Here is a 16,223-nt window from a genome sequence, read left to right on the forward strand (position 1 = left end):
CCAGACGCAACTCCCGCAATCCGCCCGCATGGACGAATCCACCCGACCGCTCGCGGACCGCTTCCGGCGCGAACTGGATGCGCTGGGCGTGCGCGGGACGGGGGCGCACGTCGTGGTGGCGCTTTCCGGGGGGATGGATTCCGTCGCGCTGCTGCACCTGCTGCGCTTCGCCGTGGAGGATGACGGGCTGGCGCTGACCGCCGCGCACTTCGACCACGGAATGCGCGCGGGGAGCGCGGCGGACGCGCACTGGGTGGCGGGGCTGTGCCGCGCGTGGGGCGTGCCGCTGCGGACGGCGCGCGCCGGTCATCCGCCGCGCACCGAAGCCGAGGCGCGCGACGCACGTTACGCCTTTCTGCGCGGCATCCAGGCGGAAGCGGGCGCCACGCACCTGGCCACCGCGCACCACGCGGACGACCAGGCAGAAACGGTGCTGTTCCGCGTCCTGAGGGGCACGGGGGTGCGCGGGCTGGCCGGCATTCCGCCCGCGGACGGGACGGGGCTGGTCCGCCCGCTGCTCCCGTTCTGGCGCGATGAACTGCGTGCGTACGCCCGCGCGGCGGGGCTGCGCTGGCGGCCGGACCCCACCAACCGGATGCTGGAGCCGTCGCGCAACCGCCTGCGGCACCGGGTGCTTCCGCAGGCGGAGCGGGTGGCGCCGGGCGCGCGCCGGGCCCTGGTGCGGCTGGCCGCGCTCGCCCGCGAGGACGAGGCCGCGTGGGAGGCCGTGCTCGCGCCGCTGGTGGCGGAATCCGCGCGCGAAGAGAATGGCGCCCTGCTGCTTGTTCGCGACCGCTTCGCGGCTTATGATTGGCCCGTGGCCGCGCGCGTGCTGCGGCTGCTGCTCCGCCGGTTGGGTGCCGCGCCGGACCGCGCGGGAACCCGCCTGGCGCTTGAGTTTATCAGCAACGCTTCCAGCGGGCGCACCCTGCGGCTCGCCGGCGGAGTGCGTATCACCACCGAGTTCGGCACCGCGCGCGTGGAGCGCGGCCCCGGCCCGGAACCCCCGCCGCCCGACGCGCCGCTGCTCATCCCCGCCGTGCCGGGAGAGGGCGGCCTGGCGCTCGGCGGCGCCCGGTTCGCGGCGCGCTGGACCGCGGGGGTCGACGCCCCGGCGGATGCGCGCTGGACGCTGCGGGTGAGCGCGGACCCCGCACGGTTCCCGCTGCTGCTGCGCGGATGGTTGCCCGGCGACCGCATCCGCACGCACGCGGGAACCCGTACGTTGAAGAAGCTGTTGGGCGAGGCGCGCGTCCCCCTGCGGGCGCGTCTCGCCGTGCCCGTGCTGGCGGACGCGCACGGGACCGTGCTGTGGGTGGCCGGCGTGGCCGCCGCGGCAGACGCCGGGCCCCGGCCCGGCGAGCCGGCCATCACCCTTTCGATCTACGATGCCTGACACCGAGCTCACCCTGGCCCGCACCGGCGGCCGCCCCCTGTCGCGCATCCTGTTCAGCACCGAACAGATCGCGGAGCGCGTGCGCGAGATCGGGCGCGAAATCACGGAGGCCTATCCCAAGGACGAGGAACTCCTCGTGCTGGGCACCCTCAAGGGCTCGTTCATCTTTCTGAGCGACGTGGTGCGCGAGATCGCCCGGCCCATGGAGGTGGACTTTCTGATCGCCTCCAGCTACGGCGGGGGAACCGTCAGCACGGGCGAGGTGAGCCTGCTGTACGACTCGTCGTCGGTGCTCACGGGCAAGCACGTCATTCTGGTGGAAGACATCGTCGACAGCGGCACCACCCTCAACCGCCTTCTTCCGCAGCTGCGGACGCACAACCCGGCGTCGCTGGAAGTGTGCGCGCTGCTGCACAAGCACATCGCCCGCGACCTGGTGCTGGAGCCCCGGTGGGTGGGCTTCGACTGCCCGCACGACTTCGTGATCGGGTACGGGCTGGACCACTCGGAATACTTCCGGAACCTGCCGTTCATCGGGGTCATTCAGCCCTGAACGGCCGCTTCCGTTCGCATCGATCTTGAACGCGGGCCGCCCCTGCGGCGGCACCGCGACTGAAAGACGCAGTCATGGCAGACGAAGAAAAGGGCACGCCCCGTCCGCAGCCGCCCAAGATGGGCCGCATCACGCGTACGTCTCTCTTCTGGATGGCGCTCATCGCGCTGTCCATCGCCACCGTTCAGCTCACCAGCAGCCGCGGTGCGCGCGTACGGCCCATCGACTACACCGAGTTCACCACGCATCTGCAGAACCGCAACGTGGACTCGGTGCAGGTCATTGACGGCGCCGTTCTGCGCGGTCACCTGCGCCAGCCCACCATGGTGGGGCAGACGCCGGTGCACCGCTTCACCACGCGCGCGCCCGTCAAAGACTCCGAAGAGCTGATCAAGCTCATGCAGGCATCCGGCGTGCACATTTCGGCCACCGAGGCGCCCGTCAGCGTGGCGCAGGTGCTGATCACCGCGCTTCCCTGGGTCCTGTTCATCGCGTTCTTCATCTTCATCACGCGACAGATGCAGGCCAGCGGCAACAAGGCCTTCCAGTTCGGCAAGAGCAAGGCGCGCATGCTCAACGCCGACACGCCCAAGATCACGTTTGACGACGTGGCCGGGGCGGACGAGGCCAAGGCCGACCTGCAGGAGATCGTGGAGTTCCTCAAGGATCCCAAGAAGTTCAGCCGGCTGGGCGGGCGCATTCCCAAGGGCGCGCTCCTGGTGGGCCCCCCGGGAACCGGCAAGACGCTGCTGGCCCGCGCGGTGGCGGGTGAGGCGGGGCGTCCGTTCTTCTCGATGAGCGGATCGGACTTCGTGGAGATGTTCGTGGGCGTGGGCGCCAGCCGCGTGCGCGACCTGTTTGAGCAGGGCAAGGCGCATGCGCCGTGCATCATCTTCATCGACGAAATCGACGCGGTGGGCCGCCACCGCGGCGCCGGTCTGGGCGGCGGGCACGACGAGCGCGAGCAGACGCTGAACCAGCTGCTGGTGGAGATGGACGGCTTTGAGGGCAACGACGGCGTCATCCTCATTGCCGCCACCAACCGGCCCGACGTGCTGGACCCCGCGCTGCTGCGTCCCGGCCGCTTCGACCGGCAGATCGTGGTGGACGCGCCGGACCTGCGCGGCCGCGAGGGGATTCTGAAGGTGCACATGAAGAAGGTGCCGCTGGGCGCCGACGTGGAAGTGGGCGTCATTGCCCGCGGCACGCCGGGGATGGCGGGCGCCGACCTGGCCAACCTGGTGAACGAGGCCGCCCTTCTCGCCGCGCGCCGCGGGCGCGAAAAGGTGCAGATGGCGGACTTCGAGGACGCCAAGGACAAGGTCATGATGGGCGCCGAGCGCCGCTCCTACGTGATGAAGGACGAGGAGCGCCGGCTGACCGCGTACCACGAGGCCGGCCACGCGCTGTGCACCATCGTGGTGCTGGGCAACGATCCGCTGCATAAGGTCACCATCATCCCGCGCGGCCGCGCGCTGGGGATGGCGTTCACGCTGCCGGAGGACGACCGCGTGTCCATCACCCGCCGCCAGCTGGAGGCGCGCCTGGTGATGGCGTACGGCGGGCGCGCGGCGGAGGAGCTGATCTTTGGCCGCGACCGGGTGACCACGGGCGCCGCCGGCGACATCCAGCAGGCCACGCGCATCGCCCGCGCGTACGTGACGCAGTGGGGCCTGTCGGACGCGGTGGGCCCGGTGGCGATCGCGGAAAGCGAGCAGGAAGTGTTTCTGGGCCGCGACCTGGGATCGCGCCGCGAGGTGTCGGAAAAGACGGCGGAGCTGGTGGATGCCGAGGTGGCGCGCGTGCTGGGCGAGGCGCTGGAAAGCGCCCGCGTGACGCTGCGCGAGCACGAGGCGTCGCTGCACGCCATCGCCGCCGCGCTGCTGGAGCGCGAAACGCTGACCCGCGATGAAGTGGTGGCGCTTTCCGAGGGCCGCGCGCTTCCCCCCATGAAGCCCGCCACGGAGCCCGGCCCGCCGGATCTGGCGGACCTGCCCTCCGCGCCGGAGCGGCACTCCAAGCCCAGCGGGGGCGTGGAAGGGTTGACGCCGAGGCTGGCGTAAGGGGAAAAGTGCGTCAGTGCGGGGTGCGTGAGTGCGATGGCGGCGGAGCGGACCGCGGGTGTTGATCCGCTCCCCGATGAAGGGTCAAAATGCGCGAAGGCGGGCCGTGTGCTTGCCTTCGCGCTTTTGCGTTCGATACTTTCGCGGGATGCACAGTCATCCGCCCGCCGCCCCTGGTCCCTCCCACACGCTCCCCGCGGGCGTGGGGGATGATGCGTCGTGGGTGCTGCGGAGCCGGTCGGTCTCGCTGGAGCGGCCGGTGGTGATGGGGATTCTGAACCTGACGCCGGACAGCTTCAGCGACGGTGGGCGCTTTCTGCACCCCGGCGCGGCGGTGCAGCAGGCGCGGCGGATGGTGGCGGAAGGCGCGGACCTGATCGACGTCGGCGGCGAAAGCACGCGGCCCGGTGCGGATCCGGTTTCCGCGGAGGAGGAGGCGGAGCGCGTGGGGCCCGTGCTGCGCGCGCTGGCCGCGGAGCTGGACGTGCCGCTGAGCGTGGACACCCGCCGCGCGTCCGTGGCGCGCGCGGCGCTGGACGCGGGCGCGGAGATCGTCAACGACGTCTCCGGTCTGTCCGACTCCGGGATGGCGGGCGTGGTGGCCGCCGCCGGGGCGGGCCTCGTCCTGATGCACATGCGCGGTACGCCGCGGACCATGCAGTCGCTGACGGACTACGGCGACGTGGTGGATGACGTGGCCGCGGAGCTGTCCGCGTCGCTGGAGCGCGCGGACGCGGCGGGGATCGGCCGCGAGCGGATCGTGGTGGATCCGGGAATCGGCTTCGCCAAGACGGGGGCGCAGAACCTGGAACTGATCGCGGGGATCGGGCGGCTGCGGGCGCGGCTGGGGCGGCCGGTGCTGCTGGGGGCTTCGCGCAAGGCGTTCATCGGCGCGCTGCTGGGCGGCGTGCCGGCGGACGCGCGCGACGCGGGAACGGTGGGCGCGTGCGTGGCCGGGCTGGCCCGCGGCGCCCGCCTGTTCCGCGTGCACGACGTGCGCGGCGCGCGGCAGGCGCTGGACGTGGCGGAAGCCGTGTTCCGCGCGGGACGGATGGCGCCATGAACACGCTGATCGAGCGGTTCGGGTTTCTGGCGCCGGACTGGCGCGACCTGGTGGAGATCCTGATCGTCTCCTGGGTGCTGTACCGCGCGCTGCTGGTGCTGGCCGGGACGCGGGCGCTGCAGATGCTGCTGGGCATTTTTGCCATCGTGGCGCTGTACGGCGCCGCGCGCATCCTGAACCTGTCGCTGCTGGAGTACCTGCTGGAGCGCGTGTTCGAGTTCGGCGTGATCGCCGCGCTCATCGTGTTTCAGCCGGAGCTGAGGAGCGCGCTGGCGCAACTGGGGCAGAACCGCATTCTGCGCGTGTTCAGCCGGCTGGAGCAGACGCAGGTGGCGGAAGAGGTGACGCAGGCGGCGGAGGAGATGGCGCGCGGAAAGATCGGCGCCATCATCGCCATCGAGCGCGAGATGGGGCTGGGCGAGTACGTGGAGACGGGCACGCCGCTGCAGGCCCGCGTATCCGATGCGCTGCTGCTGAACATCTTTACGCCCTACTCGCTGCTGCACGACGGCGCCGCCGTCATTCGCGGCGACCAGATCGTGGGGGCGGGCGTCATCCTTCCGCTCACGCAGTCGCAGGTGACGGACCGCTCGCTCGGAACCCGCCACCGCGCGGCGCTGGGGCTGTCGGAAGAAACGGACGCGCTCGTGGTGGTGGTGTCGGAGGAAACCGGCGCCATTTCGCTGGCGCAGGGCGGCCGCCTGCACCGCGGGCTTACGCCGGACCAGCTGCAGCAGATGCTGGGGCAGGGAACCGCCGAACTCACCACGCCGCCCGGCACCCGCGCGAGCGATACGCTGTAGGCGGTACCTGCCGGGGCGACTGAAGTCGCGGCAACAACGGCGCAAAGTCCGCCTTCGCGGACTGCGGGGGAGGGTTCCATCCACCATCCCCGGTCCGGCGCATCCGCCCATCCAGAGCGAATGAATTCGCCGCTGGAAAAGCACGAAGTCCGCCTTCGCGGACTGCACCCCCGACATCATCCCTATCCAGCCAACCCCGCCCCCAGGCGTCATCCTGAGGGAGCGTGCGCCGGCCTCTCCGCCGCGCCGAATCCTGCGCGACCGAAGGATCTACCATCCGCCGAGCCAACGTCGCGACACGCACGCCCGTTCTCGCGGGGAAGGTAGATCCTTCGTCGGCGCCAGAACGTGGTGCCGCTGACGCATCGGCCGGCGCCTCCTCAGGATGACATGTTGTTGTCGCGCGTCTACTTACAGCCCAAACCATGTCATCCTGAGGGAGCGTGCGCCGGCCTCTCCGCCGCGCCGAATCCTGCGCGACCGAAGGATCTACCATCCGCCGAGCCAACGTCGCGACACGCACGCCCGTTCTCGCGGGGCAAGTGGATCCTTCGTCGGCGCCAGGATACGGCGCGACGGAAAACCCGCCCGGCGCCTCCGTAGGATTACGCCTTGCGGCGTGAGCCGTCCCGCTGGGCCAATCTGAGCTAGGACAAACGGGGTTTCTCAACACCATCTGAGAGAGACCGCGCCCGATTCCGGCGTGTCGCAATCGCCGGTGAGGCGCTTCACTCTGGATCGCAGACGCGATAAGGCGTCGCTCCCGGCGTGTGCTTTCTGTCCAAGGTTTGTTTCTTGCCCTTGCCGGGGGTCCACTCCTCTGCCCCCGTGCCCCCAACAGAATGAAGGGAGCGATCTGGTTCGTCCTGATCGGCGTGCTCCTCGTGGCCATGGCGCTTTCGCGCTCCGTGCTGCGCCGGCTGCCGCTCTCGACGTCCATGCTCTACCTGGGCGCCGGCTTCGTCCTTGGCCCGCAGGTGGCCGGGCTGATGCACGTGGACATCTACACGCAGTCGGCGATCTGGGAGCGCGTCACCGAGGTGGCGGTGCTCATTTCGCTGTTCGCGGCCGGGCTCAAGCTGCGCACGCCGCTGCGCGACGGGCGATGGGTGCTGCCGGTTCGCCTTGCGACGGTCTCCATGCTGGTGACGGTGGGGCTGGTGACGCTGGTGGGCGTGTTCGGAATGGGGCTGCCGGTGGGCGCCGCCGTCCTCCTCGGCGGCATCCTGGCCCCAACGGACCCGGTGCTCGCCTCCGACGTGCAGGTCACGCATCCCACCGACGGCGACCGGCTGCGCTTCGGCCTCACGGGCGAGGCGGGGCTCAACGACGGCACCGCGTTTCCCTTCATCATGCTCGGCCTGGGGCTGCTGGGGCTGCACGACCTTGGCGAGTTCGGCTGGCGCTGGTTCGCGGTGGACCTCGTGTGGGCGGTGGGATCGGGGCTGGTGGTGGGCACGGTGCTGGGAACGCTGATCGGGCGGCTGGTGCTGCACCTGCGGCGCAAGCACCGCGAGGCCGTGGGGTTGGACGACTTTCTGGCGCTGGGGCTGATCGCGCTGGCGTACGGAGTGGCGCTGCTGGTGCACGGATACGGCTTTCTGGCCGTGTTTGCCGCGGGGCTCGCGCTGCGCCGCATTGAGCGGCGGGAGGCGGGCGGAGAAGAGCCGCCCCAGGACGTGGCGGTCGCGGCCACCTCCGCCGAGGCCGAAGACGCGGCCACCGACAAGGACAAGGCGCCGGCCTACATGGCGCAGGCCGCGCTGGGCTTTACCGAGCAGCTGGAGCGCATCGGTGAGTTCGCGGTGGTGCTGCTGCTGGGCGGGATGATCTCGTGGAATTTTCTGCCGAGCGTGGCGCTGTGGTTCATTCCGCTGCTGTTTCTGGTTATCCGCCCCGTTTCCGTCTACCTGGGCCTGCTGGGTTCGGCCACCACGAGCATGCAGCGGGGGTTGATTGCGTGGTTCGGCATCCGCGGCATCGGGTCCGTCTATTATCTGACGTACGCCATGCAGCACGGCCTTCCCGAGCAGTTCAGCCGGACGGTGGCGGCTCTGGTGCTGGCCACGGTCGCGGTCTCCGCCGTGGCGCACGGCATTTCGGTGACACCGTTGATGGCGCGCTACGCCAACCGCTCGCGCCGCGAGGCCGACCGCATGGGCGTGACCCGCTCCGCACTGGATCGCAGAAAGTAGACGCGGCCAGCCGACAGGAAATCGTGCGTGGCGGCGGAACGCGAGCCCGGCGGTTGAAACCGCGCCTCGAAAGACACGAAGTCCGCCTCCGCGGACTGTGACTGCGGATCCGGTTGCGGCCCCGCACACGAGAAGTCCCGAACGCGCGCATCCGCCGTTCGGGGCTTCTGGTTCATGGGATGCTCACGACAGCCGCCGCCACAGTCCGCGAAGGCGGACTTCGCGCTTTTCCAGCGGCGGATTCATTCGCTCCTGGGTGGCGGACGCGCGGAACTGGGCACGACAGATGGGAGCCGCCGCCACAGTCCGCGAAGGCGGACTTTGCGCCGTTATTGCCGCGACTTCAGTCGCCCCTGCTCACCATCCTGCTCTCTCAACCATCACCCAGCGACTTGTAGAAGAACGTCGTATCGCACGGCGCGCCGTCCGGCATCAGCGCGTACCCCGGTACCACGCCCACCCGCACCCATCCAAGGCTCTCATACAGCCGCTCCGCGTCGCCACCCGTCACGGTGTCGAGTACCAGCAATGTGCGCCCCACCTGCCACGCGGCCTCGGCGGCGGCGCGCATCAAGGCGGCGCCCAGCCCCCGCCGCCGTGCGGATCGGCGGACCAGCATCTTCGCCACGTCCGCGCGGTGCGGCTGGTTTTCCGGCACGCCGACCAGCAACTGCACCGTCCCCACGAACTCGCCGCTGGCCACATCCTCCGCCGCCAGCAGAATGCGGTCACCCGCCGCGACGCCCTCCGCGACGCGCTTCCAGAACCCGTCCGCCGTATCGCGCGAGAGCGGCGCCATGAACCCGACTGACGCGCCACCCTGCACGCAGTCCAGCAGAATGGCCGCGAACTCCGCCGCGCGCTCCCGGGCTTCGTCCGCGCGGATCTGGCGGATGATGAACGCCTCCGTCGCATATTCCGTCACGGCGCGCTCCTGAGATGGTGAGCCTTGGTTCCGCCGGACGGCTGATCCGCGGCGAGCGCGACGACATACCGCGCCTCGCGCCGGGTGGGATTACGGAACGCGATCGGGCCTTCCAGGCGCATCGCCAGGCAGTCGCCCGCGTCCAGCGCGTGCGTGTCGCCGCCGACGGAGAGTTCAATGCCGCCCTCCATCACCCACACCTGCTGGCTGATGGCCACCGCGCGCGTACCCGGCGTGTCGTACGCCACCCGCGCGCCCGCCGGCAGGATGATCTCCGCCAGTTCGATGGGCGACGGAAAACCCGCGGGCGACAGGTTGCGGCGCAGGTAGCCGGTTTCCGGATCGCGCCATGTTGCCTGATCGGCCCGGCGCGACAGAGGCGAAGCGTCGGCGTGCGCGCCGTCCGCGAACAGCGACGCCAGCGTTACGCCCAGCCCCGCGGCCAGCCGGTCCAGAACCGCCGCCGTCGGGCTGCTCTCGCCGCGCTCCACGAGCGAGATCATGGAGCGGCTTACGCCCGCGCGCTCGGCCAGCGCCTCCAGCGTGAGCCCCCGCTCGGCGCGCAGATTCCGCAACCGCACCGCGAGCCGCGCGTTGATGTCATCGTTTGTTGTTTCCATGATACTAGAAATAATTCCATCGTTCAGGAATATCAACCCTGTCGATCGCGAGCACGCTGGCGAACGACCGCGGATTCCCTGCCCGTGCAATTCCGGGGGTGGCCCATTATCCTGGACAAATCACCGTGATAAGGGAGATCAGTGGGATGTCGGGCTGCTGCGGATGCTCGCCTGTGACTGAAAATGTCCCAATTGACGATTTGGGCGGAACGGGACATATTCTGGAGGGTAAACCCCTTCCGATAACCCGATGCCCTATGCTCTTCCGTTGCCAATCGAATGGAAGCAGTCTGGCTGGCGAGTCAGAATCGCCGAAAAAGAGCGCGTGGAGCCGCCGCACGTCACCTCCGCCGCCGCGAGCGCTGTTGGCGGCTGGGGCTGCGCGACGGGCGGTTCCTGGACCGGCGTCCGCCTCCGTCCGAGGTGCCGGACGCGCTGGTGGTGATCGTGACCAGCGCGTTCCCGCTGCTGATCGAGGAGTGGGACCGCAAGTATCCGCACAACCCTGTATCGTCCGGAGCCCATGATGGATGACGTTCTGCTGCTGGAGCCCGGCAGCAACGACGAGGTGCAGTGCGCCGCCGCCGTCCGCCGCGTGTCGCACCCGGACGACGTGCGCGACGCGCTGGTGGGCGGCGGGCGGCGGCCCACGTACTGGGTGGCCGGCCCCGGAACCGCGCTCAAGTCGCTGGTGGATTCTGCCGATGACATGCGTGGCGATCACCGGCTGGTGCTGCTGGACGGCGTGCACGAAGGCCGGGAGGCCGTGCTGCGGGCCATGTTCCGCAGCGTGATCGTGGGCGACGAGTCCAGCCTGCTTCCGGTGGATGAACTGCTGTGCGCGCTCACCTCGCCAGACCGCGACCGGCTGCTGATCGGCGGGGCGGTGGACCACGAGGATGGCGTGCTGCTGCTGCACCGCGCCGACCTCAGCCGTCCTCCGCTGCTGGTGCCGATGGCGTGGTTCACCCCGTCGGGCGACGGGACCGCGCCGGACTTTGCGCGCTTCGCGGTGGTGGATTACGGGACGGCCGTGCAGTTGGGCGAGTACGAGGCCTCGGCCTCCGCGATCCTGTGCGAGTTCGACGCGGACTTCCGGCGCCAGGCCCGCCGCGACCTGGCCGACGCCGACGAGTCGTTCGGCGCATCGCTCCGCCGTCTGCGGCTCCAGAAGGGATTGTCGCGCGCGGATTTCCCCGGCATCTCCGAAAAGCAGATCGCGCGCATCGAGCGGGGCGAAACGGACCGTCCGCGCCGCGCCACCCTCGAGCGCATCGCCGACCGCCTCGGCGTCGCCCCGGAGGACATCGCGACGTACTGATCGCGTTCGTTGGCGCGGGTAGATGACAGAGGATGACGCGCGCTCCCTGAGTAGATGCCGTCGCCGAGGTCTGGTGAGCGAATGAATCCGCCGCTCAAACAGCGCGAACCCCCGACACCGGCCTCTGGCGCGTCTGGTTCGGGGCTTCAACCGCGTTCGGGGAGCCGCGCCGGGCTGGTGTGTGCTCCCTCTCCCACATCCGTTCGTGGGAGAGGGTCGTCGTGCGCAGCACGCGGGGTGAGGGCCCCACTCTCGGACGCGCACCGAACTCTGGATTCGCCACCGACGTCCTCCCCCCCATCCGCCGTGCCGTTGCTTCCGCGGGGGTGCGGGGATACAATCGTCGGATGGACTCTCATCTGCTGGCCGAGCGCGTGGCACGCGTACGTGACGGAATCGAGCGTGCGCGCGCGCGATCGGGCCGAACCGACGCGGTCACCCTGGTGGCCGTCACCAAGACGCATCCGGCCGACACCGTGCGCGCCGCCATCGCCGCCGGCCTCGCCGACGTGGGCGAAAACCGCGTGCAGGAGATGGACGACAAGGTGGCCGAACTCGGCCGCGAAGCCGTTCGCTGGCACCTGATCGGCCACCTGCAGCGCAACAAGGCCGCCCGCGCCGTGGCCCTCGCCGACCTCATCCACTCGCTGGATTCCATCCGCCTGGCGGAGGAACTGTCCCGCGAGGCGGTCAAGGCTGGCGTGGAGGTGCACGCGCTCGTTCAGGTCAACACCTCCGGCGAGGAAAGCAAGTTCGGCCTTCCCGCGGACGAAGCGCTTGACGCGGCTGCGCGGATGGCGGCGCTCCCCGGCCTGCGGCTGGAGGGGATGATGACGATGGCGCCGTTCACCGAGGACGAGGCCGTGGTGCGGCGTACCTTTGCCGCCGCGCGCACTCTTTGCGAAGACGCCGCCCGGCAGATCCCCGGCTTCGGCCGCGCGCTGTCGATGGGCATGAGCAACGATTACGAGGCCGCCGTGGAGGAGGGAAGCACCCTGGTCCGCGTCGGCTCGACCCTGTTTGGAGACCGCGGTACATGATCGACCTGACGCCCCTGGACGTAAAGAAAAAGAAGGGCGACTTCCGGCGCGTCGTTCGCGGCTACGACCCCGCCGCGGTGGACGACTTTCTGGAAACCGTCTCCGCGCGCATGGAAGAGCTCGTGCGCGAAGGGATGACGCTCAACGCCCGCGTGGAAGGGATGACGGACGCCATGTCCGCCTACCGCGACCGCGAGCGCGCCATGAACGAGGCGCTCGTCAGCGCCCAGCAGCTGCGCGAGGAAATGCGCGAGCAGGCCGCCCGCGAGGCCGACCTGGTGCTGCGCGAGGCGCGCGCCGAGGCGGAGCGCATCGTGGGCGAGGCGCGGCGGCAGGCCACGCAGGCGGTGGAGGCGCTGCGCCGCATCCAGGGCCAGCGCGTTCGCTTTCTCCGCATCTTTCGCACGCTGCTGGAGCGCCAGCAGCACGAATTGGATCAGGAAGAAGAGCGCACGCCCCACCTGGGCCGCGGCGACGATTTTGACGACCCCGACGCGCAGGCGGGCTGACCGATGACCGTGATGGAGCAGATTCGGCAGGCCACCGACGCCATCCGCGCGCAGAGCGATCTGCGGCCGCGCGTGGCGCTCATCCTGGGCACCGGGCTGGGCGGGCTGGCGGAGCGGATGGAGGTGCAGACGTCCATCCCCTACGAGCAGATTCCCGGCTTTCCGCTGTCCACGGTGGAGACGCACAAGGGCCGGCTGCTGCTGGGCACGCTGGGCGGCCAGCCCGTCGTCGCCATGCAGGGCCGCTTTCACGCGTACGAGGGCTACACGCTGCAGCAGGTGGCCTTTCCCGTGCGCGTCATGCGGGCGCTGGGCGCGGAGACGCTCGTCGTGAGCAATGCGTGCGGGGGAATGAACCCGCTGTGGGGCCCCGGCGACCTGATGCTGATCGCCGATCACATCAACATGCTGGGCGACAACCCGCTCATCGGCGCGAATGCGGATGAGCTGGGGCCGCGCTTTCCCGACATGTCCATGCCGTACGACGAGGAGCTTCGGCGGCTGGCGGTGGAGGTGGCGCTGGACCGCGGCATCACGTTGCGCCGCGGCGTCTACGTGGCCGTGCCCGGGCCCAACCTGGAGACCCGCGCGGAGTACCGCATGCTGCGCGGCCTGGGCGCAGACGTGGTGGGGATGAGCACCGTTCCCGAGGTCATCGTGGCGGTGCATGGCGGGATGCGGGTGCTGGGGATCAGCATCATCACCGACCAGTGCCTGCCGGACGCGCTTGAGCCGGCTAACATCACGCAGATCATCGCCGTGGCCGGGCGCGCGGAGCCGCACCTGACCGCGCTGGTGGAAGGCGTGCTGGAGCGCCTGTGATGCGCCGCGCGAGCTTGTTCATCCTCCCGCTGCTGGCCGCCCTCGCCGCGTGCGGGGATGATCCGGAACGATCTACCGATGGAGAAGCGGCGGAAGAGCACGCCTCCGATCCCATGCGGATGGAGTCGGACCCGGCGGACTCCATCGCCGAAGCGAAGCGGATGCAGGCGCACTCGGACTCCGTGCGACGCGAGGTGATGCGCAAGGCGGGGCTTCCGGAAGAACCGCCGGAGCCGCCCGAGGTGCCTGCGCGTCCGGCCATCCGCAACAAGGCCGAGTGCCTTGCGCAGGCCGACAGCGTGGGCGGCGGCGAAGGCGAAGTCCTGCGCTCCGCCTGCCGCAACCTTCCCGACGCGCGCTGATCCAGCCGCGCTGACGCAGGTCGCAATCATCCCCGCTCCGGCATCGTCCGGGGCGGGGATGCGCTGTTTATCGTCTGGGTTGCATCTGGGCTCGACCGGCTCAGGCTCAGAGCGGCTCGCCCACGGACTCGTAGCGTCCATCCGGCAGAACGCGCACCTCGCCCACCATGGCGAGCGTTTCCAGATGGCGCGTCACCAAGGCCACAGGCGCACCGGCGAACGCGGCGGCGACCTCCGCCGGAGCGGCGGGCGACCCGGCGATCAGCGCCTTGCACGCGCCGATCTGGTCGATGGCGCCCGCGGGCCAAGGGTGCTTCGCCTCCGGGACGACGCGCTCGGCGGGCGCGGCATCGGCCAGAGATAGCGCGGGCCCCAGCGCGGCCTGTGCGGCACCGCCGAAGCGCGGAATCTGGTACTCCGGCCGCAGCCACCGGACGATACCGCGCTTCTCCTCTTCCACGCGCTCGTCGTGCAGCGCAACCAGGCGCTCGAGAATCTCCTCGCGCTCCATGGGCCACGGCCAGCCGTACGCCTCCGCAACCAGCCGGTCCAACTCGTCGTGCATGTCGCGCAGGATGCCGCACGCGGCGATCTCGTGCACGGCGCGCTCCTTGGGCGTCAGCGCCTCGCCGCTCCGCAGCTTCTCGACGACGTTGTACATCCCCGTCATCGTCACCCGCTCGTCCCACGCGATCGCATCTTTTCGATGCTGGTCCAGCCGCTCCGCCACGCGCCCGATCGCCTCGCGCAACTCCCGCCGCGGGTCTGGGAAGGGGAACGGGTCGAAGGTCACCGACTTGTTGTACCGCGGATCGTTGCCGACCCCGAGTCGTGCTCCAGCAGCCAGTGCCCAACTGGTGTGAATGCGCGACGATAATACACCGAGGTGCCAAGGCTCATCCGAGGCAATGCACACCAGCATGTGATCTGGCGCAGTCTCACGTTCAACGAAGACAAAGAAGCGGTGTTTCGCAGTTTCTCCGGTCGCGATATAGCGGGCTAGTCCGGCAAGTGCGGTCCGTAAGTCTTCCCGGGGCCTCGCGAACTGCCACCATCGTTTCCGAGAGGCCGGATCGCTCTTCGACACCCGGTGCGGTCGAACACGATCTCGTATGATATCGAAGAGCAAAGGGTACTCTGCTGCCTCGCTCTCTGATCGGAGCGCGAAATCTATGATCGACGTTGACCGAGATCGCGCTGCCAGATCACGACCATTTAAATATGGACGGATGATTTCCCGGTTCGCCGGGTCAAGCTTCATGAGCCAATCGGCTTCCGCTTCAGCGAGGATGAACCCACCGCCATTGATCATGAATCCAAAGGATGAGATCCCCTTGTTCGCTTGGAGTGCGGAGACTGCGCTTGTCACATCGGCGTGTGTCGATAGATCTGGGTTGAGTGCGATTGCAGTTTGTTCTGACGTCGGATTCCCAGCACTATCTACCGAAACGAGCGTAGCCTTTCCGCCGCGGCCAAGAACCGTCATAGCGACTCGTACTGCAGCACCCTCAGCTTCTTCGACCCAGAGATGGTCCGCTACCGCCCAGAGGACTTTGCACTTCTCCGAAGTGGCCCCGGCGATCACTGCCCGATTCTGTGTGTTGGTGATCGAACTCGTGGTGATCAACCCCGATCTCAGAGTTGTTTCGCTATTGATCGATGAAGCTGCTCGATGCCAGAAGTACATCACAAAATCAGCACTGTCTGGAAGCTCGGTATAGGAATAGCGCAACGCATCAACATATCCATCACCAAAGGCATCTCTCATCCGCTTGGTGCCGAGGTACGGCGGATTGCCCACGATAAACTCCGCTTTCGGCCACTCGGCCTGACGCGCGCCGCGATATTCGTAGTACGGAAGGCGCGCGTCCGGATCGGGGACGAGCTTGCCAGTGACAGGGTGCACGATGCGCGGCGTGGGATCGGGGCGCGATTTCTCGGGCACCTCCACGATCTCGTCCCAGGCGAGCACGGCGTCGCGCAGTTCCAGCGTCTTTGTATCCAGCAGCACCGGCTCGGGTACCTTGCCACCCTTGTGGTGCTCCATCCAGAACTGGTGATAGCCGATCCACAGCGTGAGTTCGGCGATCTCGCGCGCCCACGGCTTGATTTCGATGCCGTGAAACTGCCACGGTCCCACCTCCTCGATCCCCAGCTCCGGGTTGCCGGTGATCTCCTCGATGGCGCGCAGTACCTCCAGTTCGAGGCGCTTGACCATGTGCAGCGTGACGTACAGAAAGTTCCCGCTGCCGCACGCAGGATCCAGAAAGCGCAGGCCGCGCAGTTCCGCGTGAAAAGCCCGCAACTCGCCGAGCGCGGCGTCGCGGTCCTTCTTCCGTTTTGAACCTGCCAGTTTCGCCGCATGGGCCTGCACCGGCGCCCACCGCTCGCGCATAGGTACGTCCACAGTCTGGCGCACCACGCGCTCCACGTATTCACGCGGCGTGTACTCCGCACCTAGCAGGTTTCTAAAAAATCACCGTCCACTTTCGTGGGAGTAGTTTGGGCTGTAAACTCGGCGAAGCACAGAGCCCAGGAGCCTTGAATGCGT

Annotated in this window: 14 protein-coding genes; 11 read left to right on the forward strand and 3 right to left on the reverse strand. The window is 69.0% G+C overall.

Going from position 1 to position 16,223, the window contains the following annotated elements; genetic code table 11:
- Positions 1-28: 28 nt before the first annotated feature.
- The 6 genes from tilS (at position 29) to HNQ61_RS17765 (ending at position 8,073) form a co-directional block, all read left to right on the forward strand.
- Positions 29-1,396 (forward strand): tRNA lysidine(34) synthetase TilS, encoded by a 1,368-nt coding sequence (tilS, locus tag HNQ61_RS17740; protein ID WP_170035414.1) that lies wholly within the window; start codon positions 29-31, stop codon positions 1,394-1,396.
- Positions 1,389-1,949, forward strand: coding sequence for a hypoxanthine phosphoribosyltransferase (gene hpt / locus HNQ61_RS17745; protein WP_205761618.1), 561 nt, complete (start codon positions 1,389-1,391; stop codon positions 1,947-1,949). Before tilS ends, hpt begins: the two co-directional genes overlap by 8 nt.
- A 119-nt stretch (positions 1,950-2,068) precedes the next feature.
- Positions 2,069-4,012 (forward strand): ATP-dependent zinc metalloprotease FtsH, encoded by a 1,944-nt coding sequence (gene ftsH / locus HNQ61_RS17750; protein ID WP_420816092.1) that lies wholly within the window; start codon positions 2,069-2,071, stop codon positions 4,010-4,012.
- A gap of 148 nt (positions 4,013-4,160) precedes the next feature.
- Complete coding sequence (gene folP, locus HNQ61_RS17755; protein ID WP_170035415.1) at positions 4,161-5,075, forward strand: dihydropteroate synthase; 915 nt, start codon at positions 4,161-4,163, stop codon at positions 5,073-5,075.
- The gene (gene cdaA / locus HNQ61_RS17760; RefSeq protein ID WP_170035416.1) at positions 5,072-5,878 is read left to right on the forward strand and encodes a diadenylate cyclase CdaA; all 807 of its coding nucleotides are present in this window, start codon (positions 5,072-5,074) and stop codon (positions 5,876-5,878) included. The genes folP and cdaA overlap by 4 nt, the downstream gene beginning before the upstream one ends.
- Before the next feature lie 842 nt (positions 5,879-6,720).
- On the forward strand, positions 6,721-8,073 hold the full coding sequence (locus tag HNQ61_RS17765) for a cation:proton antiporter (protein WP_170035417.1): 1,353 nt from the start codon (positions 6,721-6,723) through the stop codon (positions 8,071-8,073).
- 373 nt (positions 8,074-8,446) lie between these two features.
- Here HNQ61_RS17765 and HNQ61_RS17770 read toward each other — a convergent pair whose 3' ends face one another.
- Together HNQ61_RS17770 and HNQ61_RS17775 are read right to left on the reverse strand one after the other, a co-directional pair.
- Complete coding sequence (locus tag HNQ61_RS17770) at positions 8,447-8,998, reverse strand: GNAT family N-acetyltransferase (protein ID WP_170035418.1); 552 nt, start codon at positions 8,996-8,998, stop codon at positions 8,447-8,449.
- Positions 8,995-9,618: a helix-turn-helix domain-containing protein gene (locus HNQ61_RS17775; protein WP_170035419.1), complete on the reverse strand. Its 624-nt coding sequence runs from the start codon at positions 9,616-9,618 to the stop codon at positions 8,995-8,997. Before HNQ61_RS17775 ends, HNQ61_RS17770 begins: the two co-directional genes overlap by 4 nt.
- A 526-nt stretch (positions 9,619-10,144) precedes the next feature.
- Between HNQ61_RS17775 and HNQ61_RS17785 the strand changes: the two genes are divergently transcribed.
- From HNQ61_RS17785 to HNQ61_RS17805, 5 genes are all read left to right on the forward strand, one after another.
- Complete coding sequence (locus HNQ61_RS17785; protein WP_170035421.1) at positions 10,145-10,939, forward strand: helix-turn-helix transcriptional regulator; 795 nt, start codon at positions 10,145-10,147, stop codon at positions 10,937-10,939.
- A gap of 347 nt (positions 10,940-11,286) precedes the next feature.
- Positions 11,287-11,979: a YggS family pyridoxal phosphate-dependent enzyme gene (locus HNQ61_RS17790; RefSeq protein ID WP_170035422.1), complete on the forward strand. Its 693-nt coding sequence runs from the start codon at positions 11,287-11,289 to the stop codon at positions 11,977-11,979.
- Entirely contained in the window at positions 11,976-12,488 is a 513-nt protein-coding gene (locus HNQ61_RS17795) for a DivIVA domain-containing protein (RefSeq protein ID WP_170035423.1), read from the forward strand. Before HNQ61_RS17790 ends, HNQ61_RS17795 begins: the two co-directional genes overlap by 4 nt.
- 12 nt (positions 12,489-12,500) lie before the next feature.
- Positions 12,501-13,310: a purine-nucleoside phosphorylase gene (locus HNQ61_RS17800; RefSeq protein ID WP_205761620.1), complete on the forward strand. Its 810-nt coding sequence runs from the start codon at positions 12,501-12,503 to the stop codon at positions 13,308-13,310.
- Positions 13,310-13,672, forward strand: coding sequence for a hypothetical protein (locus HNQ61_RS17805; RefSeq protein ID WP_170035425.1), 363 nt, complete (start codon positions 13,310-13,312; stop codon positions 13,670-13,672). The genes HNQ61_RS17800 and HNQ61_RS17805 overlap by 1 nt, the downstream gene beginning before the upstream one ends.
- 106 nt (positions 13,673-13,778) lie before the next feature.
- Here HNQ61_RS17805 and HNQ61_RS17810 read toward each other — a convergent pair whose 3' ends face one another.
- The gene (locus tag HNQ61_RS17810) at positions 13,779-16,091 is read right to left on the reverse strand and encodes a class I SAM-dependent DNA methyltransferase (RefSeq protein WP_221305273.1); all 2,313 of its coding nucleotides are present in this window, start codon (positions 16,089-16,091) and stop codon (positions 13,779-13,781) included.
- Positions 16,092-16,223: the final 132 nt, after the last annotated feature.

The sequence above is a fragment of the Longimicrobium terrae genome (assembly GCF_014202995.1).
GTDB classification, from domain to species: domain Bacteria; phylum Gemmatimonadota; class Gemmatimonadetes; order Longimicrobiales; family Longimicrobiaceae; genus Longimicrobium; species Longimicrobium terrae.